Below are 26,288 nucleotides of genomic sequence, written 5' to 3'. Positions count from 1 at the left end.
TGCGGATATTTGATCATCTTGATCATCAAATCCGTCCCGATATTGCCCGATCCAATGATCGCGGCCTTCACCTTGCCAGTCATGAAACCTCCACTTTAAACGAAGCGCGCAGTGCAGGCGCCCACGCCGTGCAACTGCATTTCAAACACATCCCCGGCTTTCGCCGGTTCCAGCGGCACCAGGCTGCCCGACAGGATCACATCGCCCGCCTCCAGCGTCACGCCATAGGCGCCCAGCGTGTTGGCGAGCCAGGCGACCGCTTCGGCCGGGGAACCCTGCACCGCATGGCCATAGCCTTCCGAGAGCGGCTGGCCGTTCTTGGTCACAGTGACATGGAGGTTGGGAAGGTCGTGGTCGCGCGGGTCGCTCCGCGCCTCGCCCAGCACGAACACCCCGCACGAGGCATTGTCCGCCACCGTGTCGACGATGCCGATCCTCCAGTCTTCGATGCGGCTGTCGACGATCTCGAAACAGGGGACGATCGCCTGCGTCGCGGCGATCACCTGCTGCGCCGTCACGCCCGGTCCTTTCAGGCTGTCTTTAAGGATGAAGCCGATCTCCGCCTCGGCCCGCGGCTGGATCAGGCGGTTGGCCCTGATATCGATGTCGCCGCCGACGAACATCCGATCGGTCAGAAAGCCGAAGTCGGGCTGATGCACGCCCAGCATATCCTGCACCGCCTTGCTGGTGACACCGATCTTCTTGCCGACGACGCGTTCTCCATCGGCCTTGCGTCGTTCCAGCGCGCCCAACGAAATGGCATAGGCATCGTCGATGGTGAGCGCCGGATAGCGCCCCATCAGCGGCGGCACGGTGCGCTCGTCTCGCAAGGCGCGGTAGAGCTCCTCCGCCAGACTGGCGTTCAGGCTCTGGTCAACGGTGTCGCTCACAAATAGGCTCCATCCTGATAGATGAGGGGTTCGACCGTATCGCTGAGGCGCACGGCCTTGACACGGGCGACGACGATGCTGTGCGTGCCGAAGGGCGTGATGCTGTCGATCGTGCAGGTCAGATTGGCCTGCGCCTCGTCCAGCATCGGCAGATCATGGTCATCCATGATCCATTGCCCGACCTCGAACCGCCTTTCCCGCGCTACCGCGCCGCCAAAGGCGGCCGATACATCGCGCTGATGGCGCGAGAGAATGTTGATGCTGATCGGGCAGCCCGGCGACAGGCAAGCATGTATGCCCGCCGCCTGGTTGACGCAGACCAGCACCGCGGGCGGGTCCATCGTCAACGAGGTGATCGACGTCGCCGCCATGCCGACCGGCGCACCCTCGCCGCACGCGACGACGATCGCCACGCCCGATGCGAGACGTCGCATCGCGCCGCGAAAGCCGGCCGCGGCATCCGCCGGAACCATGCCGATGTCGGGCAGGCTAGCCATGGAGAAAGTCCAGCGCATAGCGGTTGAATTCCTCGGCGCGCTCGACCTGAACCCAATGGCCGACCTTGTTGAAGGTCACGCAGCGCACGTCCGGGCACGCCTCGAAGAAGAGGTCGATGCCCTCCAGCGGCATGAAGCGTTCGTTGCGGCCCCAGAACAGCATAATGGGCATCGCCAGTTCGCTGAGGCGCGGCGCCAGATTGGGTGTGCGCATCCGCACGATCACATCCTTGGGCTGGGTCCGCGCGACGGCGAAACGTTCCTTGACCAGCGCGTCGGTGACATGGACCGGATCATATACCAGATTGGTTATGAGACGGCGCTGCTCCTCCTCATTGAAGTCGGGGCCGCCGAAGGAACTGACCATCCCGGCGATGCCCGGCATCTTGAAATATTCCTCGCGCTCATGAATGCAGCCCGGCGCCATCAGGACCAGCCGCTCGGCGAAGCCGGGATGATCCATCGCCATCTGAAGCGCGATACCGCCGCCCAGCGAATTGCCGACCAGCACCGCCTTCTCCACGCCATGGGCGACCAGCGCCTCATAGAGCGTGTCGGTGAAGAGCTGGAGCGTATAGTCGATGCCCTCTGGCTTGGAGGACGCGCCATAGCCGATCAGGTCGGGCAGGATGACGCGGAAGCCGCCGTCCACGAAGGCCTGCACATTCTGCCGGAAATTGGAAACGCCCGAGGCGCCGGGGCCGCTGCCGTGGATGAACACCACGGCGGGGCCGGCGCCGGATTCCGCAACCAGAATGTCGTGGCCGCCCGAAACGCGATAAGTCTTGCTGATGATCTCGTTCGTCATGTCGCGCGTCCTCAGATAAAGGTGAAAGCCGGCGCCTCGCCGAGCATGGTGCCGACCACGTCGCTTGTGCGATTGCCCGGATCGTTGGCGACATGCGCGCGCGCGGCGTGCAGGTCAAGCCAGGGCTGGAGGATCGGGCTGGACATATAGACCGCCCGGCCGCCCAGCAGCTTCACCATGTCATCGGCCAGGTCCGCCATACGGCGCACGACGCTGGCCGACTGATAGGCGAACAGTGCACGCCGCTCCATCGGAATGGGCTGGTTGCGCTCCGCATAGTCCATCAGTTCGTCGAAGGTCGCGCGATGGGTCAACTCCATCTCATTGACCTCGGCGATCGCGCGGGCGATGGCGGCGTGCAGGTTGGGGTCGGCCTTGGACGCCTTGCCGGTGTTGCTCGACACGCGGTTCTGCATGATCTCAATCGCCGCATTGGTGGCGTTGCGCACGCCGCCAAAAGCCGCGCTTGACACGGAACGTGTGAAAAGCTGTGCCCAGGGCATACGATAGAGCGGGCCGGTGTTCACTTCCTGCCCCGGATTCGTGCAGGCAAAGCCGTCGGCGGCGCGATGGGTGCGATGCTCGGGGACGAAGACCCGCTCCACGAGGATATCGAAGCTGCCGGTGCCCTGGAGCCCGAACGTATCCCACGTCCCCTCGATCACCTGATAGTCGGAGCGGGGCAGCAGGAAGGTCCGCATATCCGGCGGGCCGCCATCGGTGTCGAAGTTGATCGCGCCCAGCAGCACCCAACCGCAATGGGTCGAGCCGGAGGAGAAACCCCAGCGGCCGGACAGGTAGAAGCCGCCCTCTACCTTTTCCACCTTGCCGACCGGCTGATAGGTGGAGGAAACCAGCATGTCGGGGTCCTCGCCCCAGACTTCCTTCTGCGCCTCGTCATGGAACAGCGCCAGCTCATAGGGGTGGCAGCCGAGCACGCCGTAGATCCAGCCAGTCGACATGCAGCCTTCGGCCAGCGCCTTCTGCACCTCGAAGAAGACATTCGGATGCATTTCATAGCCACCATAGCGCTTGGGCTGGAGGATGCGGAAAAAGCCCGCCTCCTTCATTTCGGTGACGGTTTCGACGGGCACGTCGTGGCCGAGCGTGCAGGCTCGCGCCCGTTCGCGCAGGACGGGGATCATGGCGCGCGCGCGCTCGATCAGGCTGCCGGGGGATGGCAGGGATGCCTCCTCAGCTCCTGTCATTGGACTCGCCATCGCTCCCGTCATCATCGTCTCCATTCAAAACTATAGCAGCCGAACCGGCCATATGCGTAGTTCATATAAATCTTCATTACGCAAAACGTCAAGGCAAACAGGACTTGCACATTCAGCGCGATGCTTATAGGCGATTCACGAACGAATTGCCATTATCGCATTAGATGAAGGCAATCGAATCGCGGCATTTGCCAGCCAAAGGCCTTACCGTGATAGATTTTGCGTAGTGAAATTGACAATTCATCGACGCGAGAGACAATGACGAACGACAGTGAAATGGACAACAGGGTGAGGCAGCTGGAATGGCAGTAAAATCGCTGGGCTATGTGATTATCGAGGCGCACGACCTGTCCGTCTGGCGTGATTTCGCAAGCGATATCGTCGGCCTGATGCCTGCACAATCCGACCGCGAGGACGTCGCGCTGTTCCGCATGGACGACCGGCCATTTCGCCTGTGGGTGCAGAAAGGAGAGCGCAATGCGTTCGTCGCGCCGGGCTGGGAATGTGCGACTCGCGAGGATTTCGAATCGGTTCTGGCACGGCTGGAGGCCGCTGGACGTCCGGTCGAACGCGCGGACATCATGGAGGCGCGGGCGCGCAAGGTCTATGAATTGGCACGATCGTCGGACCCGGCGGGCAACGCGATGGAAATCTTCTACGGTCGATTCGTCGACTATGTGCCCTTCACATCGCCCGCAGGCGTCAGCCGCTTCGTCACGGGCGACAATGGCGACATGGGGCTGGGCCATGTCGTCCTGACCGCCCCCAATTTTGAAGAGACGCACATTTTCTACAAGGATGTGCTGGGTTTGCGCGACACCGATCTGGGTCGCTTCTTCCTGATGGGCGGGGGGCCGGATGACCCGGGCGTGGGCTTTGCCTTCCTCCATTGCAACGGTCGCCATCACAGCCTGGCGTTGGGACAAATGCCCGAAAGCCCGAATGGCGCCGTCCACATGATGCTGGAGGTCGCCGCGCTGGAAGATGTCGGCCGCGCTTATGACCGGGTTCTCAAGAGTAAGGGCAAGGTTCCATTGTCGGCAACGCTGGGTCGCCATGTCAACGACAAGATGACGAGCTTCTACATGCAGACGCCTGGCGGTTTCGACATCGAATATGGCTGGAACGGGATGGTGATCGACCCGGCATCATGGGTTCCAACGACCAGCATGGCGGTGAGTGATTGGGGTCACAAGTGGGCCCATGAAAAGGATGACTGAGACTATGCTCGATAAACGCATGACCATGGAAGAGGTCGTCGGCCAACTATCGGACGGTATGACGATCGGCATCGGCGGCTGGGGTCCGCGCCGCAAACCCATGGCAATGGTTCGTGCGATCCTGCGCTCTGACCTGAAGGACCTGACCATCGTCGCTTATGGCGGCGCAGATGTCGGGATGCTTTGCGCGGCCGGCAAGGTCAGGAAACTGGTCTTCGCCTTCGTCTCGCTCGATGCGATTCCGCTGGAACCCTGGTTCCGCAAGGCGCGTGAGGCCGGGCAGATCGAGGTGCTGGAGCTGGACGAAGGTATGTTCCAGTGGGGCCTGAAGGCCGCCGCCTTCGGCCTGCCCTTCCTGCCGACCCGCGTGGGCCTGGGCACCGATCTTGCCGAACTGGGCGACCTCAAGACCGTGCAGTCGCCCTATGCGGATGCCGAAACGTTGGTCGCCATGCCCGCGCTGAAACTGGACGTGGCGCTGATCCACGCCAATCGCAGCGACTGGCGCGGCAATGTCCATCTGTTCGGCGCCGACACCTATTATGACGAATGGTTCGCCAAGGCGGCCACGAAGACTTATGTATCCTGCGAGGAGCTGGTCGATCGCATCGAGGATCATTATCCCGACGACGCGCAACTCAATGTCTTCGAGCGCTGCTTCGTTAGCGGCGTGGTCCACCTGCCCTGCGGCGCGCATCCCAGTTCCATGCCGCCCGCCTATGGCTGGGACATGAAGGCGTTCAAGGCCTATGCCGACGCCGCCCGCGAACCGGGCGACTGGGCGGCGGTAGCCGACCGCTTCGTCGGCGCGACCGAGCAAGCCTATCTGGAAAGCATTGGCGGAAAGGAGGCGGTGGCGGCTCTCCCGCTCCCGATATTCTGATGACTGACGTGACTCTGGCAGAACTCTGCATCTTCGCCTGTTCCGAAGCCTTTCGCGGCAATGGCGAGATCATCGCCACCGGCGTCGGCCCGGTTCCGCGTCTGGCCGCAAGCCTGGCCAAGCTGACCCACAGCCCCGAGTTGATGATGACCGATGGCGAAGCCTATCTGGTCGAACAGCCCGTGCCGATCGGCCCGCGCGGCTATGACGACCGCAAGGCGGCGGGCTACCTTCCCTTCTCGCGCTTCTTCGATAGCGCGGTTTGGACGGGACGCCGCCATGCCATGGTGACGCCCACCCAGCTCGACCGCTTCGGCCAGATCAATTTGAGCTATCTGGGCGGCACTTACGACCGGCCCAAGACCCAGATGCTGGGCGTGCGCGGCTTTCCGGGCAACACCATCTATCATGCCAACAGCTTCTTTTTCCCCATGCACAGCGCCCGGACCTTCGTGAGCGGCGAAGTGGATATGGTGTCGGGTGTCGGCTATAATCCGGCCAAGCGCGTGGCGGGCGGCAATTATTCGGGCGTGGACCTGCGCCGGATCGTCACCAACCTGTGCGTCATGGACTTTGGCGGCAAGGATAACGCCATCCGCGTGATCTCGCTGCATCCCGGCGTGACCTTCGAAGAGGTTCAGGAAGCGACCGGCTTCCCGCTGGAGAAGGGCGACATAATCGAGACACCGCTGCCGGGCACCGAGGCGCTGGAGATCATCGCCGGCCTCGACCCGCAATATGTCCGCGCATCCGTCATCAAGGACAATCCACCGGCAAGGAGGGCATGATGAGCGACGCCGATCGCCTGGTCGAGCCGCAAAAGGTCGACATCGTCTATGAAACCGACCAGCCGATCACCTATGAGGTGATCGACCATGTCGCATGGATCATGCTGAACCGGCCGGGCTTCAACAATGCCCAGAACGGACAGATGACCTATGCGCTGGACGACGCCTTCATCAAGGCGACGAACGACGATGACGTTCGCTGCATCGTGCTCGGCGGCAATGGCAAGCATTTCTCCGCCGGGCATGACATCGGCACGCCGGGCCGCGACCTGCACAAGCAGTTCGACAACCGGCTGATGGTGCCGCCCCATGTCAACAAGCCTGCAGCGGAACTGCTCTATACGCGCGAGAAGGAGCAATATGTCGGCATGTGCCGGCGCTGGCGCGACGTCGCCAAGCCGACCATCGCCATGGTGCAGGGCGCCTGCGTCGCGGGCGGGCTGATGCTCGCCTGGGTCTGCGACCTGATCGTGGCGAGCGACGACGCCTTCTTCCAGGACCCGGTCAACCGCATGGGTATTCCGGGGGTTGAATATTTCGCCCACGCCTATGAGCTGCCACCGCGCATCGCCAAGGAGTTCCTGCTGCTGGGCGAGCGTATGAGCGCCCAGCGCGCCGAGCAGTTCGGCATGGTGAACAAGATCGTGTCCCGCGAGGCGCTGCGCGAGACGGTGGCAGCGATGGCGGCGAAGCTGGTCGGGCAGCCGCGGCTTGGCAACTGGCTGACCAAGCAGGCGGTCAACCATGTCGAGGAACTGATGGGCAAGCGCAACGCGATCGAAGCGCAATATCACATGCACCACTTCGCTCATGCCCAGAATGACCTGACGATGGGCAATTCGATTGGCGGCCTCGACGGCAAGGCGATGGCGGCGGCGAATAAGAAAGAAGCCGGCGAAGGCTGATGGGCGATCCGCTGCACACAGTCATGACCGAGCGGCTGGGCTGCCGCTGGCCGATCATCCAGACCGCCATGGGATGGGTGGCGGAGCCGTCTCTGGTGATCGGCAGCAGCAATGCCGGGGCGTTCGGCTTTCTGGGTGCGGCAGTGATGACGCCCGATGAGGCACGGGAGAAGATCCTGACGGTGCGGCGCGGAACCGACCGGCCCTTCGGCGTCAATTTCCATATGTTCCAGCCCGGCGCCGAGCAGATCGTCGAACTGATCCTAGCCAACAAGGATCAGGTGCGCGCCGTCAGTTTCGGGCGTGGCCCCAATGCCAAGATGATCGCGCGCTTCAAGGATGCCGGTATTCTCTGTGTGCCGACCGTGGGCGCGGTCAAGCACGCGCAGAAGATGGTCGAGCTGGGCGTCGACATGGTGAATGTGCAAGGCGGGGAAGGCGGCGGCCATACCGGGTCGGTGCCCACCACTGTGCTGCTGCCGCAAGTGCTGGACGCGGTGAAGGTACCGGTAATCGCCAGCGGCGGCTTTGCCGACGGGCGCGGGCTGGCGGCAGCGCTGGCCTATGGCGCTGTGGGCATCGCCATGGGCACGCGCTTCCTGCTGACGCGGGAAAGTCCGGTGCCGGATGTGGCGAAGGCTGAATATCTGAAAGCCAGCACCGACCGCATCATCGTCACCACCAAACTGGACGGCATTCCCCAGCGCATGGTGCGGACCAGGCTGATGGACCGGATCGAGAAGTCGGGCAAACTGGGCATGTGGCTGCGCGCCATCGAAGCCAGCAGGACGATGAAGAAGCAGAGCGGCGCGAGCTGGCTGAGCCTTATCCAGTCGGCGCGGGGCATGACCGCCCATGGCGCGATGCCCCTGAAACAGGCGATGATGGCCGCGACCATGCCGATGCTGATCCAGAAGGCAGTGGTCGATGGCGACATAGAGCATGGCGTGATGGCGACCGGCGTGGTCGGCGGGCGCATCAGCGAAATTCCAAGCTGCCGGGAACTGGTCGATCGCATTGTGGATGAGGCGCATGAGCGTCTGGCCGCGCTGGGCCGCGAAACCGCTTCGGCCGCCTGAGGAGAGACTGAGATGCCGATTACTAGCACCATTCAGGACCGGGTCGCGGAAATCGTCTTCGATCATGCGCCGGTCAACGCTTTCGACAGCGAGACCTGGAACAGCCTACCCAGGATCATCAGCGAGGCGGCGCGGAACGAGCAGGTCCACTGCATTCTGATCCGGGCCGAGGGACGCGGCTTTTGCGGCGGCGTCGACATCAAGGAGATGCAGGCCCATCCCGAGCGCATCCCCTATCTCAATCGCGGCAATTACCTGACCTTCAAGGCGATCCATGAAGCCGAAATCCCGGTCGTGGTCGCGGTGCACAAGTTCGTGATCGGCGGCGGCATCGGCATTTGCGGCGCGTCCGACACGATCATCGCGGCGGATGACGCCTTTTTCTCGCTGCCGGAGATCGACCGCGGCGCGATGGGCGGGGCAAGCCATATGTCGCGCATGTTGCCGCTGCACAAGGTCCGCGCCGCCTTCTTCACCGGCGGCAATATCCCGGCGCAGGAAGCCTATCGCCTCGGCGCGATCGAGAAGGTCGTGCCCCGCGCCGTCCTGGAGAGCGAAGCCCGCGCCTTTGCCGCGCTGGTCGCGTCCAAGTCGCGCAAGGCGCTGGTGATCGCCAAGGAGGCGTTGAACGGCCTGGAAGCCCGCGACGTGGATCGCGGCTATCGCTGGGAACAGGGCTTCACGCTGGAAATGTACATGCATGAAGACAGCCAGAAGGCCCGCGACGCCTTCGTCGAGACCGGCAAGGCGGCGAAATTCTGATGGACCTGACCTACACCCCCGAACAACAGGCTTTCCGGGCGGAAGTGCGCGCATGGCTGGAAGCCCATGTGCCGACGCAGCCGCTGGAACATTATGACGCGACGCGCGAGGGGTTCGAAGCGCATCGCTGCTGGGAAGCGACGCTCAAGACCGGCGACTGGGGCATGGTGACATGGCCGAAGGAATATGGTGGGCGGGGCGTCGACCTCATCCAATGGCTGATCTTCGAGGAGGAATATGCGCGTGCGGGCGCGCCGGGGCGTGTGGGCCAGAACGGCATCTTCCTGCTGGGTCCGACGCTGATCGAGTTCGGCACCCATGAGCAGAAGCAGCGCTTCCTGCCGCCGATGGCGAGCGGCGAGGAAATCTGGGCGCAGGCCTGGTCCGAACCGCAGGCGGGGAGCGACCTTGCCGGGGTGCGGGCGACCTGCGCGGCGGATGGGGACGATTATATCCTGAACGGCCACAAAATCTGGTCGAGCCGCGCCGTGTTCGCGGACTGGGCCTTCGGCCTGTTCCGCACGCCGGGGACGGAACGGCATAAGTGGATGAGCCTCATCTTCTTCCCGCTGAACGCGCCGGGCGTGACGGTCAATGCGATCAAGAAGATCAACGGCCATGTCGGTTTCGCTGAAATCTTTCTGGAGGATGTGCGGGTGCCCGCCTTCAACCGTCTGGGTGACGAAGGCCAGGGCTGGCATATCTGCATGGCGACGGCAGGTTTCGAACGCGGGCTGATGCTGCGTTCCCCTGCCCGCTATCAGGTGGCGGCGGCGAAGCTGGCGGAATTGTGGCGCTCACGCGAGTCGAGCGCCGATCCCATGCTGGAGGCCGATGTCGTGCGCGCGCATATGAATGCGGACGCCTATGCGCTCTCCATCTACCAGACCGCATCGCGGCTGATGGCCGGCGCGAAGATCGGACCGGAAGCCAGCACCAACAAGATCTTCTGGTCGGAACTCGACATCCACCTGCATCAGACTGCGCTCTCGATCCTTGGGACCGAGGCGGAACTGATCCCGCCGCCGGGCGCGCATGACTGGCTGGACGATTATATCTTCTCGCTCGCCGGGCCGATCTATGCCGGATCGAACGAGATCCAGCGCAACATCATTGCCGAGCGGATGCTCGGCCTGCCGCGCTGAGGAAGGGGCGGACATGGACTTCACCCTGAACGAAGAACAGCAGATGTTCGCGGAGACAGCGCGCACGCTGTTCGCGGATAGCTGCACCCCCGATCACTGGCACAGGATGATGGAAGCCGGAGTAGCGCGTGAGGATGCCCGCTGGGCGTCGATCGTGGAGACCGGCCTGACGCTGGTGCTGCTGCCCGAAAGCGCGGGCGGCATCGGCCTGTCCGAAGTCGATTTCGCCCTGATCGCGCGGGAAGCGGGCTATGTCGCCCTGCCCGAACCGCTGGTGGAAAGCGCGGGCGTCGCCGCGCCGATGCTCGCTGCGCTGGCGCCCGATCATGCGGCGCTGGCCGATCCGCTGGCGACCGTCGCCATCGCGCATCCGATCAATCCCTTCGTCGCCCATGCCGACAGCGCGGCGGCGATCCTGCTGGAAAAGGACGGCGAGGCTTTCCTTGCCACGCCCGATCAGGTGGCGCTGGTCGCGCAGCCCGTCATCGACCCCTTCCGCCGCCTGTTCCGCGTGGAATGGACCACGGACAACGCGACGGCGCTGGGGAAGGCGGACTGGGATCTGGCGCTGGATCGCGCCGCCCTTTTCGCTGCCGCGCACGGGTTGGGCCTTGCCCAGCGGGCCGTGGACATGGCCGTCGACTATGCCAAGGAACGGCAGCAGTTCGGCAAACCCATCGGCAGCTATCAGGCGGTGAAGCACCACCTCGCTTCCGCGCAGGTCGCCATCGAGTTCGCCCGCCCGGTCGTCATGGCCGCCGCCGCCGAAATCGGCCATCGCGACATGCAGGTCCGCGCCCGCATCAGCCATGCCAAGCTGGTCGCGCTGGAAGCCGCCGACAAGGCCGCCCGCGCCGCCATCCAAGTGCATGGCGCCATGGGCTATAGCTGGGAGGTCGATGTGCACCTGTTCCTCAAGCGCGCGCTGGCGCTGACCCAGAGTTGGGGCACGCCCGCCTTCCACCGCGCCCGCATCGCGCAGCGGCTGTTCTCCCAGCCCTCCGGTCCCGACCAGACTTTCGCACGAGAGACGAACCATGCCTGAAGCCTATATCATCGACGCCGTCCGCAGCCCCATCGGCCGCAAGAAGGGCAGCCTTGCGGGCGTTCACCCCGCCGATCTCGCTGCGCATCCGATCCGCGAGCTGGTGAAGCGCACCGGCATCGATCCCACTCGGGTCGATGACGTGGTCTGGGGCTGCTGCGACACGATCGGGCCGCAGGCGGGCGATATCGGCCGCACCGCATGGCTGGTCGCGGGTCTGCCCGAGGAAGTCCCCGGCGTCACCATCGACCGCCAGTGCGGATCGTCACAGCAGGCTGTCCATTTCGCTGCACAGGGCGTGATGAGCGGCACCCAGGACCTGGTCGTTGCGGGCGGCAGCCAGTCGATGAACGCCATCCCCATTTCCGCCGCCATGTTCGCGGGGCAGGCCTATGGCTTTGACAGCCCCTTCCAGGGCGCGACAGGCTGGGACGCGCGCTATGGCGACGAGGAAGTGAACCAGATCCGGTCCGCCGAGATGATCGCGGAGAAATGGGGCATCAGCCGCGAGGCGATGGAAGCTTTCTCCCTCGCGTCGCACCAGCGCGCGCAGGCGGCCTGGGACAATGGCTGGTTCGGCCGGGAAGTCGTGGCCTTTGAGGGTCTGGCGAGGGACGAAACCATTCGCCCTGCGACCACGCTGGAAGGTCTGGCGAGCCTCAATCCGGTACGCGAAGGCGGCCTGATCACCGCCGGCATCGCGAGCCAGAATTGCGACGGATCCGCCGCGCTGCTGATCGCTGGCGAACGGGCGATGAAAGAGCATGACCTCAAGCCTCGCGCCCGCATCCACCATCTGTCGGTCCGCGCCGCCAATCCGGTGTGGATGCTGACCGGACCCATTCCCGCAACCCAATATGCGCTGAAGAAGGCGGGCATGAATATTGCCGACATCGATCTGTTCGAATGCAACGAAGCCTTCGCCAGCATTCCGCTCGCCTGGATGAAGGAACTGGATATCCCGCATGAGAAGGTGAATGTGCAGGGCGGCGGCATCGCGCTGGGCCATCCGATCGGGGCGACCGGGGCGCGGCTGATGACGTCCCTGCTCAGTGCACTGGAGCGCACCGGCGGCCGCTATGGCCTCCAGACCATGTGCGAAGGCGGCGGTCAGGCCAACGTCACCATCATCGAGCGGCTGTAAGGGCGATGCCCAGCTACGCCTATCAGGGGATCGTTCCCGTGGTCGACCCGACCAGCTACGTCCATCCGCTGGCGTCGCTGATCGGGGACGTGATCGTCGGGCCGGGCTGCTTCATCGCGCCCGGCGCATCTCTGCGCGGCGATTTCGGACGGATCGTGGTGGAAGGCGACAGCTCCATCCAGGACAGCGTGACCGTGCACGCCAACCAGCTTCGCGACACGATCATCCGGCGGGGCGCGACCATTGCCCATGGATCGATCATCCATGGCTGCGAGATTGGCGAGAATGCACTGGTCGGCATGAATGCGGTCGTGTTGGACAATGCCGTGATCGGGCCGGAAAATCTGGTCGCGGCCCTGAGCCTGGTGAAGTCGGACACGCAAACGCCGCCGCGCAGTCTGGTGGCGGGCAATCCGGCCAAGATCATCAAGACGTTCGAACCGCATCAGGTGACATGGAAGAATGACGGCGCGGGCGAATATCAGAAGTTGGCGCGCGCGGCGCTGACAGAGTTGGTCGAGGCGGAGCCGTTGGCCGCGCCCGAACCGGACCGGCAGCGCGTCCGGTCGGACGCCGTCGCGGTGCGGTTGACGGGCGAGACGGCGGCTCTGCGCGAACGGCAGGCGGCGGAACGGGAGGAACAGGCATGACCAGCGCGACGGCGATCACCAACCTGCTCTATCTTTATGCCGAGCGGATGGACGCGGGCGATCTGGAGGGCGTGGCCGCGCTGTTCGACAAGGCGCGGATCAAGACCAGTGGGGGCGAGGTCGAAGGGGCCGCGCCGATGCTGGCGCTGTGGCGCGCGCATGTGCGCATCCATCCCTGCGGCACGCCGCGCACCAAGCATGTCATCACCAACCCCATCGTCGAGATCGACGAAGATGCCGGGACCGCGACATGCCGGTCCTACTACACCGTTTTCCAGGCCACGCCGGACCTGCCTTTGCAGCCGATCTGCGCTGGCCGCTATCATGACGCCTTCATCCGCGAGGACGGAAAATGGCGCTTTTCGCAGCGGGATTATTCGCTGCTCGATCTGGTCGGGGACGTCAGCCAGCATCTGCTGATCCCCGTCCCGGCGCAATGAAGGAGTAGAAAAATGGGTATCTGCGAAGGACGTGTCGCCATTGTGACCGGGGCGGGCAATGGGCTGGGCAAGGCCTATGCGCTGGGTCTGGCGGCGGAAGGCTGCAAGGTCGTGGTCAACGATCTGGGCGTCGGCACTCATGGCGAGGCCGGATTGACCAAAGGCGCGGCCGAGCAGGTGGTGGACGAAATCCGCGCCATGGGCGGCGAGGCCGTCGCCAACACCGATGATGTCGCCGACTGGGATGCGGGCAAGCGCATGGTCGAACAGGCGCTCGACAGCTTCGGCGCGCTCCATGCCGTGGTCAACAATGCAGGGTTCGTGCGCGATCGCATGTTCTTCACCTGCTCGCCTGAGGAATGGGATGCGGTGATCCGGGTTCACCTGCGCGGCCATTTCTGCACCAGCCGCCACGCCGCCGAATATTGGCGCGCGCAGGCCAAGGCGGGCAATCCCGTCGACGCCCGTATCATCAACACGACCAGCGGTGCGGGCCTTCAGGGGTCGGTCGGCCAGTCGGCCTATTCGACGGCGAAGGGCGGCATTGCCGCGCTGACTTTGGTGCAGGCGGCGGAACTGGGGCGTCTGGGCATCACCGCCAATGCGCTGGCGCCCAATGCCCGCACCCGCATGACCGACACCGGCGCCTTCGATATGGCGGTGAAGGATGATGGATTCGATATCTTCGCGCCGGAGAATATGGCGCCGCTGGTCGCCTATCTGGTGTCCGAACAGTCGAAGGGCGTGACGGGCCAGGTGTTCGAACTGAAGGGCGGCACCATCTTCCTGTCGCAGGGCTGGACCGACAGCCCAACGCATGAAAAAGGCGCGCGGTTCGAGGCGAGCGAGCTGGACCCGATCGTCCGCAAGCTCATCAAAACCCGCGAACCCGCCAAGCCGGTCTACGGAGGGGCCTGATGGACTTCGCGCTCAGCGACGATCAGCGCGCCATTCAGGCGGCCGCCCGCGACTTCCTGACCGAGGCGGCGAGCGCAGAAGTCGTGCGCGCCGCGGTGGAGGGCACGACCGGCTTCGATGAGAGCCTGTGGCGCAGCCTTACGCAGGAGATGGGTTTTGCCGGGCTGATGGTGCCGGAAGCCTATGGCGGGCTGGGGCTGGGCGCGGTGGACATGGCGCTGGTGCTGGAAGAAACCGGTCGGCGCCTTGCGCCCGTACCATTCTTCGAGACGGCGGTGCTGGCCGTGCAGGCGGTGCTGGCGGCGGGGGATGAAGCACAGCTTGCGACGCTCCTCCCGCGTCTGGCTTCCGGCACGCGCGCCTCTTTTGCCGGAACGGCCGGCCGCCCTGCCCTTTCGGACGGTCGGCTGACGGGCACGGCCAATTTCGTGACCTTCGGCCATGTCGCAGAGCTGATCGTCGTCGCGACGGCCGACGACAGCCTGGTCGTGCTGGACGCGAGCACGCCGGGCCTGTCGGTCGAGGCGTTTCCCAGCCTGGACCGCACCCGCCGCTTCGCGACCCTAACTTTCGACTGCGCGGTGACGCCCGATATGCTGCTGGGCGAAGCGGGCGAAGCCGGGACGGCGATCGACCGCGCTCTCGCCATCGGCGCGGGACTGCTGGCGGCGGAGCAGACGGGGGGGATGCAATATAGCCTCGACGCCACCGTCGACTATGCCAAACAGCGAGTGCAGTTCGGCCGCCCGATCGGCTCCTTCCAGGCCTATAAGCATATGCTCGCGGACATGATGATGCTGGTCGAGGCATCGCGATCGGCCGCTTATTATGCCGCCGCCGCCATCGATGAAAATGGCGAGGAACTGGCCGAGGCCTGCCATATCGCCCGCAGCTATGCGTCCGACGCCTATCGATCGATCAGCGGCAACGCGATCCAGCTGCATGGCGGCATCGGCTTTACCTGGGAACATCACGCCCATCTCTATTTCAAGCGAGCGCGCGCCTCTTCAAGCTGGCTCGGTTCCCCCGACCAGCATCGCGAAGCGCTCGCCCGGATCATTCTGAAGGACGCCGCATGACCGCCACCTTTCCCGTTCCTCCCTATCCCACGCCGACCGGCCTGTTGAAGGGCAAGACCGTCGTCGTCACCGCTGCCGCCGGCACCGGCATCGGTTTCGCGGTCGCCAAACGTGCCGCCGAGGAAGGCGCGACGCTGCTGATCAGCGATTTCCACGAACGCCGCCTGGACGAAGCCGCCGACCGGATCGCCGAGGAAGCGGGCGTGGAACGGCCGGCGACGTTCATGTGCGACGTCACCAGTGAGGAGGCCGTGCAGGGCCTGCGCGACGCGGCTCTGGCCACCCTTGGCCGGGTGGACGTGCTCATCAACAATGCCGGACTGGGCGGCGAGGTCGATATTGTCGAGATGACCGACGACCAGTGGAGCCGCGTCCTCGACGTCACACTGACCAGCCTGTTCCGCATGACCCGCGCGTTCCTGCCCGGCATGTACGCCAACAAGGCGGGCGTGATGGTCAACAATGCCTCCGTCCTTGGCTGGCGCGCGCAGAAGGGGCAGGCTCATTACGCCGCCGCGAAGGCGGGCGTGATGGCCTTCACCCGCTGCGCCGCGATCGAAGCCGCAGAGCATGGCGTGCGGATCAACGCGGTCGCGCCCAGCCTGGCGATGCACCCCTTCCTGGCCAAGGTCACGACCCAGGAGGCGCTCGACATATTGGTCGAGAGGGAAGCGTTCAAACGCCCGGCCGAAGTGTGGGAGGTCGCCAATGTCATGATCTTCCTCGCCAGCGAGATGTCGTCCTATCTGACGGGCGAAATCATCTCCTGCTCCAGCCAGCGGGCCTGAGCGATGGCGTTGATCTTCGAATCCCCGCGCGACCTGATCGGCAAGGAAGGGACGGTGCTGGACGCCAGCGACTGGTTGCTGATCGACCAGGACCGGGTCGACCGCTTTGCCGACGTCACCGGCGATCATCAGTGGATTCATGTCGACCCGGTACGGGCGAAGGACGGTCCGTTCGGCGCCACCATCGCCCATGGCTATCTGACGCTCAGCCTGGTCAACCTGTTCCTGCCGCAGATGATCGAGGTCCGGCGCTTTGCCGCCGGGGTCAATGTCGGCATGGACAAGACCCGTTTCCTCGCGCCCGTGCCGGTTGGATCGCGTATTCGCGGCACCGGTGAGATCGTGAAGGTCGAAGAAGTGAAGGGCGGCGCGATCCAGTCCACCGTCCGCGTGACGATCGAAATCGACGGCAGCGAAAAACCCGCCTGCGTCATCGACACCATCAGCCGTTATTTCCCGGAGTGAAGTCCATGCCCGATCCCGTAAAGATGGAAGCCGCCATCCATGCCTATGTCGCCGCGTTCGAGGCTGGCAGCCCTGATCAGGTCGCCATCCTCTATGCCGCCGACGCGACCGTCGAAGACCCGGTCGGCAGCCCGGTCCATCATGGCCGCGACGCCATCCGCGCCTTTTACGCCGAATCGATGAAGACGGGCGCGACGCTCGCGCTGGAAGGGCCGGTGCGCATCGTCGGCGACCAAGCGGTCTTTCCCTTCAGCGTGAACCTGAATTTCGACGGCGGCCCCAAGCGCATCGATGTGATCGACATCTTCCGCTTCAACGAGGCGAACGAGGTGGTCGAAATGCGGGCCTTCTGGGGTCCCACCAACATGCACGGTTTTTAAGAAGGACTGCCCCAATGCGTGAAGCCGCCATCATCTCCACCGCCCGCACCGCCGTCGGCAAGGCGTATCGCGGTGCCTTCAACGACACCGAAGCCCCGCGCATGGCGGCTCATGTCGTCGACGCCGCTATCGCCCGCGCCGGTATCGATCCGGCACGGGTCGACGATGTCTATATGGGCTGCGCCAATCAGTGGAATACCCAGAGCTATAATATCGGCCGGCTTGCCGTGCATGGATCGGTCCTGCCCGACACGACGGCGGGCTTTGCCATGGACCGCAAATGCTCGTCCGGTCTCAACGCGCTGGCCTTTGCGGCGCGGGGGATCATCGCCAATGAAATCGACGTGGCGCTGTCGGGCGGCACGGAGAATGTGTCGCTCACCCTCGACAAACATTATCCCAGCTTCCGCAACCGGTCGGAATGGGTGAAGGATCATGATCCCTACGCCTATATGGCGATGATCGAGACGGCCGAGATCGTCGCCGACCGCTATGGCATCAGCCGCGAGGATCAGGATCGCTTCGCCGCGCAGAGCCAGCAGCGCGCCGCCGCCGCGCAGGAAGCGGGCCGGTTCGATGAGGAAATCGCGCCCATCACCGTCACCAGGGCGCTGTTCGACAAGGAAGGCAATGAGACGGGCAAGGAAGAACTGACCCTCACCAAGGATGAAGGCATCCGGGCGGGTACGACCTTTGAAAAGCTATCGGAACTGAAGCCGGTCTTCAAGAATGGCGACGTCATCAAGGAAGGCAGGCACATCACCGCCGGCAATGCCAGCCAGCTGTCCGATGGCGCATCGGCCCAGATCGTCATGGACCTGGCCACCGCGCAGAGGGAAGGCCTGCCCGTGCTGGGCCTCTATCGCGGATTCCAGGTCGCGGGCTGCGGCGCGGACGAAATGGGCATCGGCCCGGTCTTCGCGATCCCCAAGTTGTTGGAGCGGGCGGGCCTCAAGATCGACGATATCGGCCTGTGGGAAATCAACGAAGCCTTCGCGTCGCAGGCCATCTATTGCCAGCGCAAGCTGGGCATCGATTCCGAGACGCTGAACGTCAATGGCGGCGGCATCGCCATCGGCCACCCCTTCGCCATGACCGGATCGCGGCTCGTCGGCCATGCGCTGACCGAGGGCAAGCGGCGTGGCGTGCGCTATGTCGTCGTGTCGATGTGCGTCGCGGGCGGCATGGGCGCTGCCGGCCTGTTCGAGGTCGCCTGATCCATGCAACTCGCCTTCGCCCCTGAACTCAAGGCCTTTCGCGAAGAGGCGGCGGACTGGCTGAACGGCCAGCTCGCCGGCCCGTTCAAGGCTTTGCGCGGCCAGACCAACCAGACCGACAATGTCGAGTTACGCCGCGCCTGGGAAGCCGCGCTTGGCGAGGCACGCTGGAGCGTGGTCGGCTGGCCGGAGATATGGGGCGGACGCGACGCCTCCATCGCCGAGCAGGTCATCTTCGCGGAGGAATATGCCCGCGCCAAGGCGCCGCCGCGGGTCGGCCATCTGGGCGTGGAGCTGCTGGGGCCGACGCTGATCGCGATGGGCAGCGAGGATCAGAAAACCCGCTTCCTGCCGGACATCGCCCATGGCCGGGCGATCTGGTGCCAAGGCTATTCTGAGCCGGGCGCCGGGTCCGACCTTGCCAACGTCAAGACCAAGGCGCGACTGGACGGCGACCGCTATATCATCGACGGGCAGAAGATCTGGACGTCGATGGGCATGATCGCCGACTGGTGCTTCGTCGTGGCGCGGACGGAACCCGGCAGCGTAGGCAACAAGGGCCTGTCCTTCCTGATGGTGCCGATGGACCAGCCCGGCATTAATCCACGCCCCATCCGTCAGATGACGGGCGAGGCGGAATTTGCCGAGGTCTTCTTCGACGGCGCGGAAGCGCTGGCGATCGACCGGATCGGGGCGGAGGGCGACGGCTGGAAGGTGGCGATGGCGCTGCTGGGGTTCGAGCGGGGTGTGTCCACCCTCGCCCAGCAGATGCATTTCAGGAACGAGCTGGACGAGATCATTGCCGTCGCCAAGCGCAATGGCAAGGCGGGAGATCCGCTGATCCGGCAGCGGATCGCCCATGCCCATGCGGGCCTGAAGATCATGCGTTATAATGGCCTGCGGATGCTGTCCGATGGCGAGGGCGGCGCGGAGCTGTCCGGCCCGGCCTATAGCTACAAACTCTACTGGTCGCAGTGGCACAAGGCGCTGGGCGAACTGGCCATGGACGTGCTGGGCCAGGACGGTGAGATCGGCATCAGCGAGGAGCGGTTCGACGGGCTGCCCAACATGTATCTGATGAGCCGGTCCGACACCATCTATGCCGGGACCGACCAGATCCAGCGCAACATCATTTCCGAACGGGGGCTTGGGATGCCGAGGGAGCCGCGTGGCGTATGACCGAAGCGATGGGAACATGGCCGGAAACGATCCCGGCGGCGGCGAGGACCGCGGCGGAACGCTGGCCCGACCAGCCGGGGATCATCGAGGGCGACCGGCAGTGGAATTTTGCCGAAGTCTGGGCCGATGTGCGGGCGGCGGCCTCCGCCTTTATCGCCAGTGGCGTCGGCCATGGCGATCGCGTGGCGATCTGGGCGCCCAATGGCCGGACATGGATATTGGCAGCGCTGGGCGCGCAGAGCGTCGGCGCGGCGATCGTGCCGCTCAACACCCGGTTCAAGGGGCAGGAAGCCGCTGACATATTGCGCCGGTCGCGCGCCAAGCTGCTGTTCGTGCCCGAACGCTTTCTCGACACGGATTATCGTGCCCTGGTGGCCAGCGAGGATTTGCCGGACCTTGCCGAAACCGTGCTGATCGATACGGACTGGGACGGTTTTGTCGCGCGCGGCAAGGGTGTGGACGATCCAGCGGTCGACGCGGCGCTGGCGCAGGTGGGCGGAGATGATATTTGCGACATCATCTTCACCTCCGGCACGACGGGGCGGCCCAAGGGCGTGCTGACCGCGCACGCCCAAGCGGTGCAGATCTTCGGTGACTGGGCAGTGCGCGTCGACCTGCGCGCAGGGGACCGCTACCTGATCGTCAATCCCTTTTTCCATACGTTCGGCTACAAGGCGGGCTGGGTCGTCTGTTTCACCCGCGGCGCGACGATCGTGCCGATGGCGATGTTCGACGGTGCGGAAATGGTCCGCCAGATCGAACGAAACCGGATCAGTTTCCTGCCCGGACCACCCACCATCTATCTGACCCTGTTGCAGGAACTGGCGGGGGAAAAGCCGCGCGACTTTTCTTCGCTGCGCGTGGCCGTGACGGGGGCGGCGCCCGTCGCGCCCGCGCTGGTCGAGCGGATGCGGCATGAGCTGGGCATGTCCAATATCGTCAATGGCTATGGCATGACCGAGTGCGGCGCCATTGCCATGACCCGGCAGGGCGACGATGCCGAAACGGTGGCGCACACCTGCGGCTATCCGCTGCCGGGCATCGAGATACGCTGCGTCGATGACACGGGACGCGACCTGCCGCCGGGCGAGGCGGGCGAATTGTGGATTCGCGGACCTTCGGTCATGCAGGGCTATCTGGACGATTCGAAGGCCACGGCCGAAGCGATCGATGCCGACGGCTGGCTGCACACGGGCGACATCGGCAGGATCGATGGGCGCGGCTATCTGGCGATTACCGACCGCAAGAAGGACATGTATATTTCCGGCGGCTTCAACTGCTATCCGGCCGAGATCGAGAGCCTGCTCGCCGCTCACCCCGCCATCGAAACGGCGGCGGTGATTGGCATCGCCGACGAACGGCTGGGCGAGGTCGGCAAGGCGTTCGTCGTGCTGCGCCCCGGCCAGCAAACGGACGAGCGCGCGATCATCGACTGGGCGCGAGCGCATATGGCCAATTACAAGGCCCCCCGCCGGGTCGCCTTCGTCGATGCCCTGCCCCGCAACGCCGGCGGCAAGGTGTTGCGCACGGCGCTTCGTGACCTCGAACAGCAAGAGAAATAGGACGGGTTCAGGAAGGCGGCGCAGTGCCGCCTTCTCCTTGTCAGAGCTTCACCACCTTGCATTGCGGGACCGGATGGTCGCTCGCCTCGATCCAGCGCCAGAGGCCAGTGCCGCTGCGGTGGCCCGACAGGTCGATCCAGTTGCCATAGCCCGGATCGCGATCGGCACAGACGAGGATGACGCTGCCGTCCGCCTCGTAGGTCGCCTGCGCGCCGTTGACCCAGACCTTGCGGTTCACATGGTCCATCGATTCCATCCACCAATTGTCGATCTGGAAATTCCAGAAGCGGCATTCGGGCGGCGTGGCGGTGATGACCAGCGCCTCGTCGGGGGCGAGGTCATAATAGATATGACCGTACCAGATTTTCGGGTCGCCCCCCGCCTGTTGATAAAAGGCCTGCGGTTTGCCGTCATAGATGCGGTTGGGCTGTTCCATGAAGTATTGCGACCAGTCGGCGAAGCTATTGGCGGTGCCGCGCACCCATGCCGCCGCGCCCGCGAGTTGCGCATTGATGATATCGGGCTGAAGGATGGCGGGAACCGCAGGGCCGTCGCTGATCCGTTCGACCCGGACGTCGGCCGCTTTTTCGGTCCGCTTGTCGTTGAAGGTCTGGCGGATGATGAGCAGCGTCGTGTCGTCGGCCATGGGCAGCCAGTTGCCCGGCTTTTCCGTCTTGCTGGCGATGATTTCGAAACCCCCATCCGGGCCGATTTCCATGTCGGCCAGTTCGATCTCGCCGGTCGAAGCCATGGTCCCGTCGATCGCATAGCGGTTCGCCTTCGACCCGATCGAGAAATAGGGAACGCTGTTGCGCCGACCAGTGATGCGATAGTCGCGATCGCCGCGCACGACGATCTGCTGGTAGAGATTGTCGGGATTGTCCGCGCCAATCTTGATGGCGTCATCGCATAGCAGGAAGAGGCGCGGGAAATCGGGATCGCTGGAATCGACCAGCATGTTGAGCGCGGTGCGGGTGAGGCGCGAAAGATAGCGCAGCCCTTCGGCCTGATCGATCGGCGTGCCCGGCGCGGCCGGCCGGTCAAGAACATCCCCCGCCTGCGCCAGTTGATCGCAGAAATTGCGCCAGCGCGCCGACAGCCGCAGATCCTTTGCTTCGTTCATGGCTAACTCCTGAAATATTTAGACATCTTAAATTTCGTGATCGACCAGGGCGCGGGTCACTTCGCCGACCTTGAGCGCGGCGATCGCCTCGCCGATCCGGTCCAGCGGCCAGACGCCGCTGATCTGATCGGCGAGGTTGAGCCGCCCGTCCCGCGCCTGCGCGATCAGGTCGGGATAATCGCGATCGGGCACCGCACCGCCGTTCATGGTCGCGATCACCTCCCCGCCCATGACGAAACGGTCGAGCGGCAGCGCCGCCTGCGATCCCGGCTTCGACATGCCGATCAGCACCACGCGGCCGCCGCGCTTGGTGCAACGGAGCGCGGTTTCGATCGCGCCGACCGCGCCGCTGCATTCGACCACGACGTCGATCGGGCCATGCGCTGCCGCCAGCTTCGCCGCCGCTCCGTCACTGTCCTGCGTGCGGTCGGCCAGCATGAAGCCGGTTGCGCCGAACCGCCGCGCCACTGCCTCCTTTGCGGGATTGGCGTCGACCGCAACGACCGTGGCGCCGCTCTGGACGGCGCCCTGGATGGCGTTGACGCCGATCCCACCGACGCCGAACACCGCCACCGTGTCACCGGCGCGCACCCGCCCGAGCACCCGCGATGCGCAGACTCCGGTGGACACCGCGCAGCCGATCAGCGCCGCCTGTTCGGGCGGCAGATCGTCTATGGCGAAAAGCTGCGACGCCTTCACCACGATCTCCTCCGCGAAGGAGGAGACATTGGCGAAGGAGGCGACAGGCCTTCCCTCCAACGCGAAGGGAAAGCTCGGAACGAAGCCCCAGTTGATGTCGCAATTATGCGGCTCGCCCCGGTGACATTCGCGGCATTGCCCGCAGGGCGTCTGGGTTCCGACTGTGACGCGGTCGCCCACGGCCCAGCCTTCGACGTCCGGCCCCAGTTCGGCGATCTCACCCGCGGCCTCATGCCCCAGCACGATCGGCGGCATGGGAAGATGCGGCGTCATCATCGCGATGTCGCTATGGCAGATGCCCGACCGCAGCACCCGGACACGCACCTCGCCCGCCTCCACCGGCCGCAGCGTCAGCCGGTCGCTGACGACCAGCGACGCGCCGTCCCAGAGCGCGGCCCTCATGCCGACAATCCCGCCAGCAAGGGATAGGCAAAGGACGGATCGTCGCGATCCGCACGGCCATTGGGGGCATCCCGGCGCATCTGCGCGAATAAGTCGACATCGACCTGGACAATCGATCCATGATCGAAAACCAGGCTGCGATGGCTGAATTTCCAGACGCCATCGCGCCGCTCATAGCGATCGAGATAGCGGCCCAACACGATATATTGCTTTGCATCCGGCCCTGGTGTGCGATGCCAGGCCTCCGCATAATGTTCGCCTTCGGCGCGGTCGCCGTCGATCACGAACAGGCTGTTGCTGATGCTGTGCCGCGTCAGATCCCATCGAGTCGTGACCTGCGCCAGCCATGCGACGAATGCGTCCGGTCCGCCCGTGAACATCGTGCCATGGTCATCGATCGCATCGTCATGATAGAGCGAGCGGACGAGCGCGAAATCGCGCCGGTCGCATCCCCGGCAATAGCGCATCACCAGATCGTGCAGCGCGATCCGGTCAAGCCATGGCTGCGACATACCTCCTCCATAAACACGAAAATATTTACGCGATAATCTATTATTATATACAACTAACAACTCATAGCGTGATATGAAATGAAAAAATCTACGCATATATCGATTCAGGAGAGAAGAATGCGCGCTGCCCCCGTCCCCCGCACCGCCTCGGGGCATCTGACACTATCCAGTCCCGGTCGGATCGGTGCGCTGACCGTCGCCAATCGCATCTTCGTGACGGCCATGGGCGTCAGCCTGGCCGAGGAGGACGGCACGGTAGGCCAGCGCCTGATCGAATATCATGTCGCACAGGCGAGGGGCGGCGCGGGCATGATCGTGACCGGCGTGATGGGCGTCGCCTGGCCGGTGGGCGCGGTGCAGCCCAAGCAGACCGCCATTTCCGACGACCGCTTCCTGCCCGGCCTCAAGCGGCTGGTCGATGCCGTCCATGCCGCGGGAGGACGCATCGCGACACAGCTTCATCATGGCGGGCTGGTCGCCACCCATTCGGCGGGTCAAGGGCATCCGCTCTGGGCGCCAGCCTATCCGCCACCCTTTGCCGGCGACTTTCCAGACTATTTCCTGCCCGAGGAAATGGCCGCCTTTGCCGGCAGCACCATGCCGCAGATCAAGGTGCTGACGCAGGAGGATATCGCCGTTGCCGTGGCGCAATTCGCCGCCGCCGCGATGCGTGCGAAAACGGCGGGCTTCGACGGGATCGAAATCCATGGCGGGCATGGCTATCTCCTCTCCTCCTTCATGTCGCCCGCGACCAACACCCGCACCGACGACTATGGCGGCGACCTGAAGGGCCGCGCCCGCCTGTTGCTGGAAGTGGTGCGCGCGGTGCGGGAGGCGGTCGGCCCGGACTTCCCGATGTGGGTCAAGATGGACTCGCGCGAGATGGGCAAGAAGAACGGCATCACCATCGACCATGCGCTGGAACTGGCGCCGATGGTGGAAGCCGCGGGCGCCGACGGGATCACCGTCACCGCCTATCATGACGTCGGCCAGGGCAAGCTGCACTCGGCCTCCAACATCCCGCACGAGCCGGGCATCCATCTGGAATTTGCGGCCGCCATCCGCAAGGTCGTGACCATTCCGGTGATCGCATCGGGCCGGGTGGAACTGGACCGGGGGCAGAGGGGGCTGACCGGCGGCGAATTCGATTTCCTGGCCATGGGACGCAAGCTGCTTGCCGACCCGGACCTGCCGGTGAAACTGGCAGAAGGGCGGACCGACGATATCCGCCCCTGCATCTATTGCTATACCTGCGTATCGACCGCCTATCTGCGCGAACAGGTGCGGTGCGCCGTGCGGTCGGAAACGGGATTTGAGGATCTCGACTGGTCGCCCGCGATCGTGCCCGGCCATGTCGTCATCGTGGGCGGCGGCCCCGGCGGCATGGAGGCGGCGCGGCGCTTGAGCCAGGCCGGGGCGAAGGTGACGCTGATCGAGAAGTCGGACCGGCTGGGCGGGACGCTGCGGTTCGCGGCACTGGCCTATGAACCCAATGAGCGGCTGCTCGACTGGCTTCGGCGGGAGGTCGGCAAATCCTCGGTCGATGTCCGCCTCAAGACCGAGGCGACGCCGGAACTCATTGCCAGCCTGAAGCCCGACAAGATCATTGTCGCCACCGGCGCGGTGCGCGACATGCCGCCCATCCCCGGCAATGATCAGGATTTCGTCCTGTCGGGCGACGATCTGCGCGGCATGATGCTGGGGGAGGACAGTGCGTCGATCCGCCGCAAGACGAGCTGGGCAACGCGCATCGCGACCAAGGTCGGTGCAGCGACGGGCGCGACGGCCAATCTGGAACTGGTGCGCAAGGCGACGCATAGCTGGATGCCCCTGGGCAAGCGGGTCGTCATCATCGGCGGCGAACTGGTCGGATGCGAACTGGCCGAATTCCTGATGGAGCGGGGCCGCGAGGTGACGATCATCGGGGAAGCGCCGAAATTCGGCGGCGGACTGCTGCTGGTGCGGCGGATGCGGCTGCTGGCGGAATTGCGCGAGCATGGCGTGGCGATGTTCGCCGGGGCAAGCGACATTCGCATCGACAAGGGTGCGGTCCGCTTCACCGGCACGACCGGAGAGACGCAAAGCGTTGCCGCCGATCATGTCGTCGTCGCCATGGGCGCGCATGGGGATTCGACGCTCGCCGACACGCTGCGCGATCGGGGCCATGATGTTGTGGAGATCGGCGACGGCACGGGCGTCACCTATATCGAGGGCGCGATCCGCGGCGCGGCCGAAGCGGTCGCCGCCATGGGGCGCTGACGCCGACAAGGTCAAGCGCTCCGGACGGGTGAGCAAAGCAAATGAAACCCAGGGACATTCCGGTTCAATTCGAACCGGAATGTCCCTGGACCTGCTCGTTTCCGTGATTCCCAAGCCGGCAGATGATCAGCTTCGCTGAACAATGATAGGAGGGATTTTACGCGACCGCTTCGTTTCAACTCCGCGATCACCGGCACGGGCATGGTCGCCTATCGGCCCATCGAAGTCG

The 26,288-nt window shown here is 64.6% G+C and carries 27 protein-coding genes; 20 read left to right on the top strand and 7 right to left on the bottom strand.

The window, feature by feature from the left end; translation table 11 throughout:
- Positions 1–95 precede the first annotated feature (95 nt).
- From AC58EF_RS15575 to AC58EF_RS15560, 4 genes are all read right to left on the bottom strand, one after another.
- Positions 96–800 carry a fumarylacetoacetate hydrolase family protein gene (locus AC58EF_RS15575; RefSeq protein ID WP_497277283.1) on the bottom strand — a complete coding sequence of 235 codons (705 nt, stop codon included), beginning with the start codon at positions 798–800 and terminating at the stop codon, positions 96–98.
- Positions 801–886: 86 nt separating this feature from the next.
- The gene (locus AC58EF_RS15570) at positions 887–1,387 is read right to left on the bottom strand and encodes a flavin reductase family protein (RefSeq protein ID WP_497277278.1); all 501 of its coding nucleotides are present in this window, start codon (positions 1,385–1,387) and stop codon (positions 887–889) included.
- Positions 1,380–2,195, bottom strand: a complete 816-nt coding sequence (locus AC58EF_RS15565) for an alpha/beta fold hydrolase (protein WP_497277277.1) — start codon at positions 2,193–2,195, stop codon at positions 1,380–1,382. Before AC58EF_RS15565 ends, AC58EF_RS15570 begins: the two co-directional genes overlap by 8 nt.
- A gap of 11 nt (positions 2,196–2,206) precedes the next feature.
- Positions 2,207–3,403, bottom strand: coding sequence for an acyl-CoA dehydrogenase family protein (locus AC58EF_RS15560; RefSeq protein ID WP_497277276.1), 1,197 nt, complete (start codon positions 3,401–3,403; stop codon positions 2,207–2,209).
- Positions 3,404–3,717: 314 nt separating this feature from the next.
- Here AC58EF_RS15560 and AC58EF_RS15555 point away from each other — a divergent pair, with 314 nt between their 5' ends.
- The 19 genes from AC58EF_RS15555 to AC58EF_RS15465 are packed head-to-tail and all read left to right on the top strand — an operon-like array spanning position 3,718 to position 21,064.
- Positions 3,718–4,635, top strand: a complete 918-nt coding sequence (locus AC58EF_RS15555; protein WP_497277275.1) for a VOC family protein — start codon at positions 3,718–3,720, stop codon at positions 4,633–4,635.
- Positions 4,636–4,654: 19 nt separating this feature from the next.
- Positions 4,655–5,518, top strand: a complete 864-nt coding sequence (locus AC58EF_RS15550; RefSeq protein ID WP_497277274.1) for a CoA transferase subunit A — start codon at positions 4,655–4,657, stop codon at positions 5,516–5,518.
- A complete protein-coding gene (locus tag AC58EF_RS15545) occupies positions 5,518–6,306 on the top strand; it encodes a CoA-transferase subunit beta (protein WP_497277273.1) in 789 nt (262 codons plus the stop codon). Before AC58EF_RS15550 ends, AC58EF_RS15545 begins: the two co-directional genes overlap by 1 nt.
- Positions 6,306–7,211, top strand: a complete 906-nt coding sequence (locus tag AC58EF_RS15540; protein ID WP_497277272.1) for an enoyl-CoA hydratase — start codon at positions 6,306–6,308, stop codon at positions 7,209–7,211. The genes AC58EF_RS15545 and AC58EF_RS15540 overlap by 1 nt, the downstream gene beginning before the upstream one ends.
- Complete coding sequence (locus tag AC58EF_RS15535) at positions 7,211–8,290, top strand: NAD(P)H-dependent flavin oxidoreductase (RefSeq protein ID WP_497277271.1); 1,080 nt, start codon at positions 7,211–7,213, stop codon at positions 8,288–8,290. Before AC58EF_RS15540 ends, AC58EF_RS15535 begins: the two co-directional genes overlap by 1 nt.
- A 12-nt stretch (positions 8,291–8,302) precedes the next feature.
- The gene (locus AC58EF_RS15530) at positions 8,303–9,052 is read left to right on the top strand and encodes an enoyl-CoA hydratase family protein (protein ID WP_497277270.1); all 750 of its coding nucleotides are present in this window, start codon (positions 8,303–8,305) and stop codon (positions 9,050–9,052) included.
- Positions 9,052–10,197: an acyl-CoA dehydrogenase gene (locus AC58EF_RS15525; protein WP_497277269.1), complete on the top strand. Its 1,146-nt coding sequence runs from the start codon at positions 9,052–9,054 to the stop codon at positions 10,195–10,197. Before AC58EF_RS15530 ends, AC58EF_RS15525 begins: the two co-directional genes overlap by 1 nt.
- 13 nt (positions 10,198–10,210) lie before the next feature.
- The gene (locus AC58EF_RS15520; RefSeq protein WP_497277268.1) at positions 10,211–11,242 is read left to right on the top strand and encodes an acyl-CoA dehydrogenase family protein; all 1,032 of its coding nucleotides are present in this window, start codon (positions 10,211–10,213) and stop codon (positions 11,240–11,242) included.
- The gene (locus tag AC58EF_RS15515; RefSeq protein ID WP_497277267.1) at positions 11,235–12,386 is read left to right on the top strand and encodes an acetyl-CoA C-acetyltransferase; all 1,152 of its coding nucleotides are present in this window, start codon (positions 11,235–11,237) and stop codon (positions 12,384–12,386) included. The genes AC58EF_RS15520 and AC58EF_RS15515 overlap by 8 nt, the downstream gene beginning before the upstream one ends.
- A 5-nt stretch (positions 12,387–12,391) precedes the next feature.
- Complete coding sequence (locus tag AC58EF_RS15510; protein WP_497277266.1) at positions 12,392–13,036, top strand: gamma carbonic anhydrase family protein; 645 nt, start codon at positions 12,392–12,394, stop codon at positions 13,034–13,036.
- Positions 13,033–13,476 carry a nuclear transport factor 2 family protein gene (locus AC58EF_RS15505; RefSeq protein ID WP_497277265.1) on the top strand — a complete coding sequence of 148 codons (444 nt, stop codon included), beginning with the start codon at positions 13,033–13,035 and terminating at the stop codon, positions 13,474–13,476. Before AC58EF_RS15510 ends, AC58EF_RS15505 begins: the two co-directional genes overlap by 4 nt.
- Before the next feature lie 12 nt (positions 13,477–13,488).
- Positions 13,489–14,394: an SDR family oxidoreductase gene (locus AC58EF_RS15500; protein ID WP_497277264.1), complete on the top strand. Its 906-nt coding sequence runs from the start codon at positions 13,489–13,491 to the stop codon at positions 14,392–14,394.
- Positions 14,394–15,473, top strand: coding sequence for an acyl-CoA dehydrogenase family protein (locus AC58EF_RS15495; RefSeq protein ID WP_497277263.1), 1,080 nt, complete (start codon positions 14,394–14,396; stop codon positions 15,471–15,473). Before AC58EF_RS15500 ends, AC58EF_RS15495 begins: the two co-directional genes overlap by 1 nt.
- The gene (locus AC58EF_RS15490) at positions 15,470–16,261 is read left to right on the top strand and encodes an SDR family oxidoreductase (protein WP_497277262.1); all 792 of its coding nucleotides are present in this window, start codon (positions 15,470–15,472) and stop codon (positions 16,259–16,261) included. Before AC58EF_RS15495 ends, AC58EF_RS15490 begins: the two co-directional genes overlap by 4 nt.
- Positions 16,262–16,264: 3 nt before the next feature.
- Positions 16,265–16,726: a MaoC family dehydratase gene (locus tag AC58EF_RS15485; protein WP_497277261.1), complete on the top strand. Its 462-nt coding sequence runs from the start codon at positions 16,265–16,267 to the stop codon at positions 16,724–16,726.
- Between the two features lie 5 nt (positions 16,727–16,731).
- Positions 16,732–17,106 carry a nuclear transport factor 2 family protein gene (locus AC58EF_RS15480; protein ID WP_497277260.1) on the top strand — a complete coding sequence of 125 codons (375 nt, stop codon included), beginning with the start codon at positions 16,732–16,734 and terminating at the stop codon, positions 17,104–17,106.
- A 14-nt stretch (positions 17,107–17,120) separates the two neighbouring features.
- The gene (locus AC58EF_RS15475; protein WP_497277259.1) at positions 17,121–18,323 is read left to right on the top strand and encodes an acetyl-CoA C-acyltransferase; all 1,203 of its coding nucleotides are present in this window, start codon (positions 17,121–17,123) and stop codon (positions 18,321–18,323) included.
- 3 nt (positions 18,324–18,326) lie between these two features.
- The gene (locus AC58EF_RS15470; protein ID WP_497277258.1) at positions 18,327–19,502 is read left to right on the top strand and encodes an acyl-CoA dehydrogenase family protein; all 1,176 of its coding nucleotides are present in this window, start codon (positions 18,327–18,329) and stop codon (positions 19,500–19,502) included.
- Positions 19,499–21,064: a FadD3 family acyl-CoA ligase gene (locus AC58EF_RS15465; protein ID WP_497277257.1), complete on the top strand. Its 1,566-nt coding sequence runs from the start codon at positions 19,499–19,501 to the stop codon at positions 21,062–21,064. Before AC58EF_RS15470 ends, AC58EF_RS15465 begins: the two co-directional genes overlap by 4 nt.
- 40 nt (positions 21,065–21,104) lie before the next feature.
- Here AC58EF_RS15465 and AC58EF_RS15460 read toward each other — a convergent pair whose 3' ends face one another.
- The 3 genes from AC58EF_RS15460 to AC58EF_RS15450 are packed head-to-tail and all read right to left on the bottom strand — an operon-like array spanning position 21,105 to position 23,800.
- Positions 21,105–22,187, bottom strand: coding sequence for a DUF1214 domain-containing protein (locus tag AC58EF_RS15460; RefSeq protein WP_497277256.1), 1,083 nt, complete (start codon positions 22,185–22,187; stop codon positions 21,105–21,107).
- Between the two features lie 27 nt (positions 22,188–22,214).
- On the bottom strand, positions 22,215–23,288 hold the full coding sequence (locus AC58EF_RS15455; protein ID WP_497277255.1) for an alcohol dehydrogenase catalytic domain-containing protein: 1,074 nt from the start codon (positions 23,286–23,288) through the stop codon (positions 22,215–22,217).
- Entirely contained in the window at positions 23,285–23,800 is a 516-nt protein-coding gene (locus AC58EF_RS15450; RefSeq protein WP_497277254.1) for a nuclear transport factor 2 family protein, read from the bottom strand. The genes AC58EF_RS15455 and AC58EF_RS15450 overlap by 4 nt, the downstream gene beginning before the upstream one ends.
- Before the next feature lie 117 nt (positions 23,801–23,917).
- Here AC58EF_RS15450 and AC58EF_RS15445 point away from each other — a divergent pair, with 117 nt between their 5' ends.
- Complete coding sequence (locus AC58EF_RS15445) at positions 23,918–26,059, top strand: oxidoreductase (protein WP_497277253.1); 2,142 nt, start codon at positions 23,918–23,920, stop codon at positions 26,057–26,059.
- The last annotated feature ends 229 nt before the right edge of the window (positions 26,060–26,288 follow it).

The sequence above is a fragment of the Sphingobium sp. WR1 genome, assembly GCF_059693745.1.
This window is presented reverse-complemented; position numbering and strand designations above follow the sequence as displayed.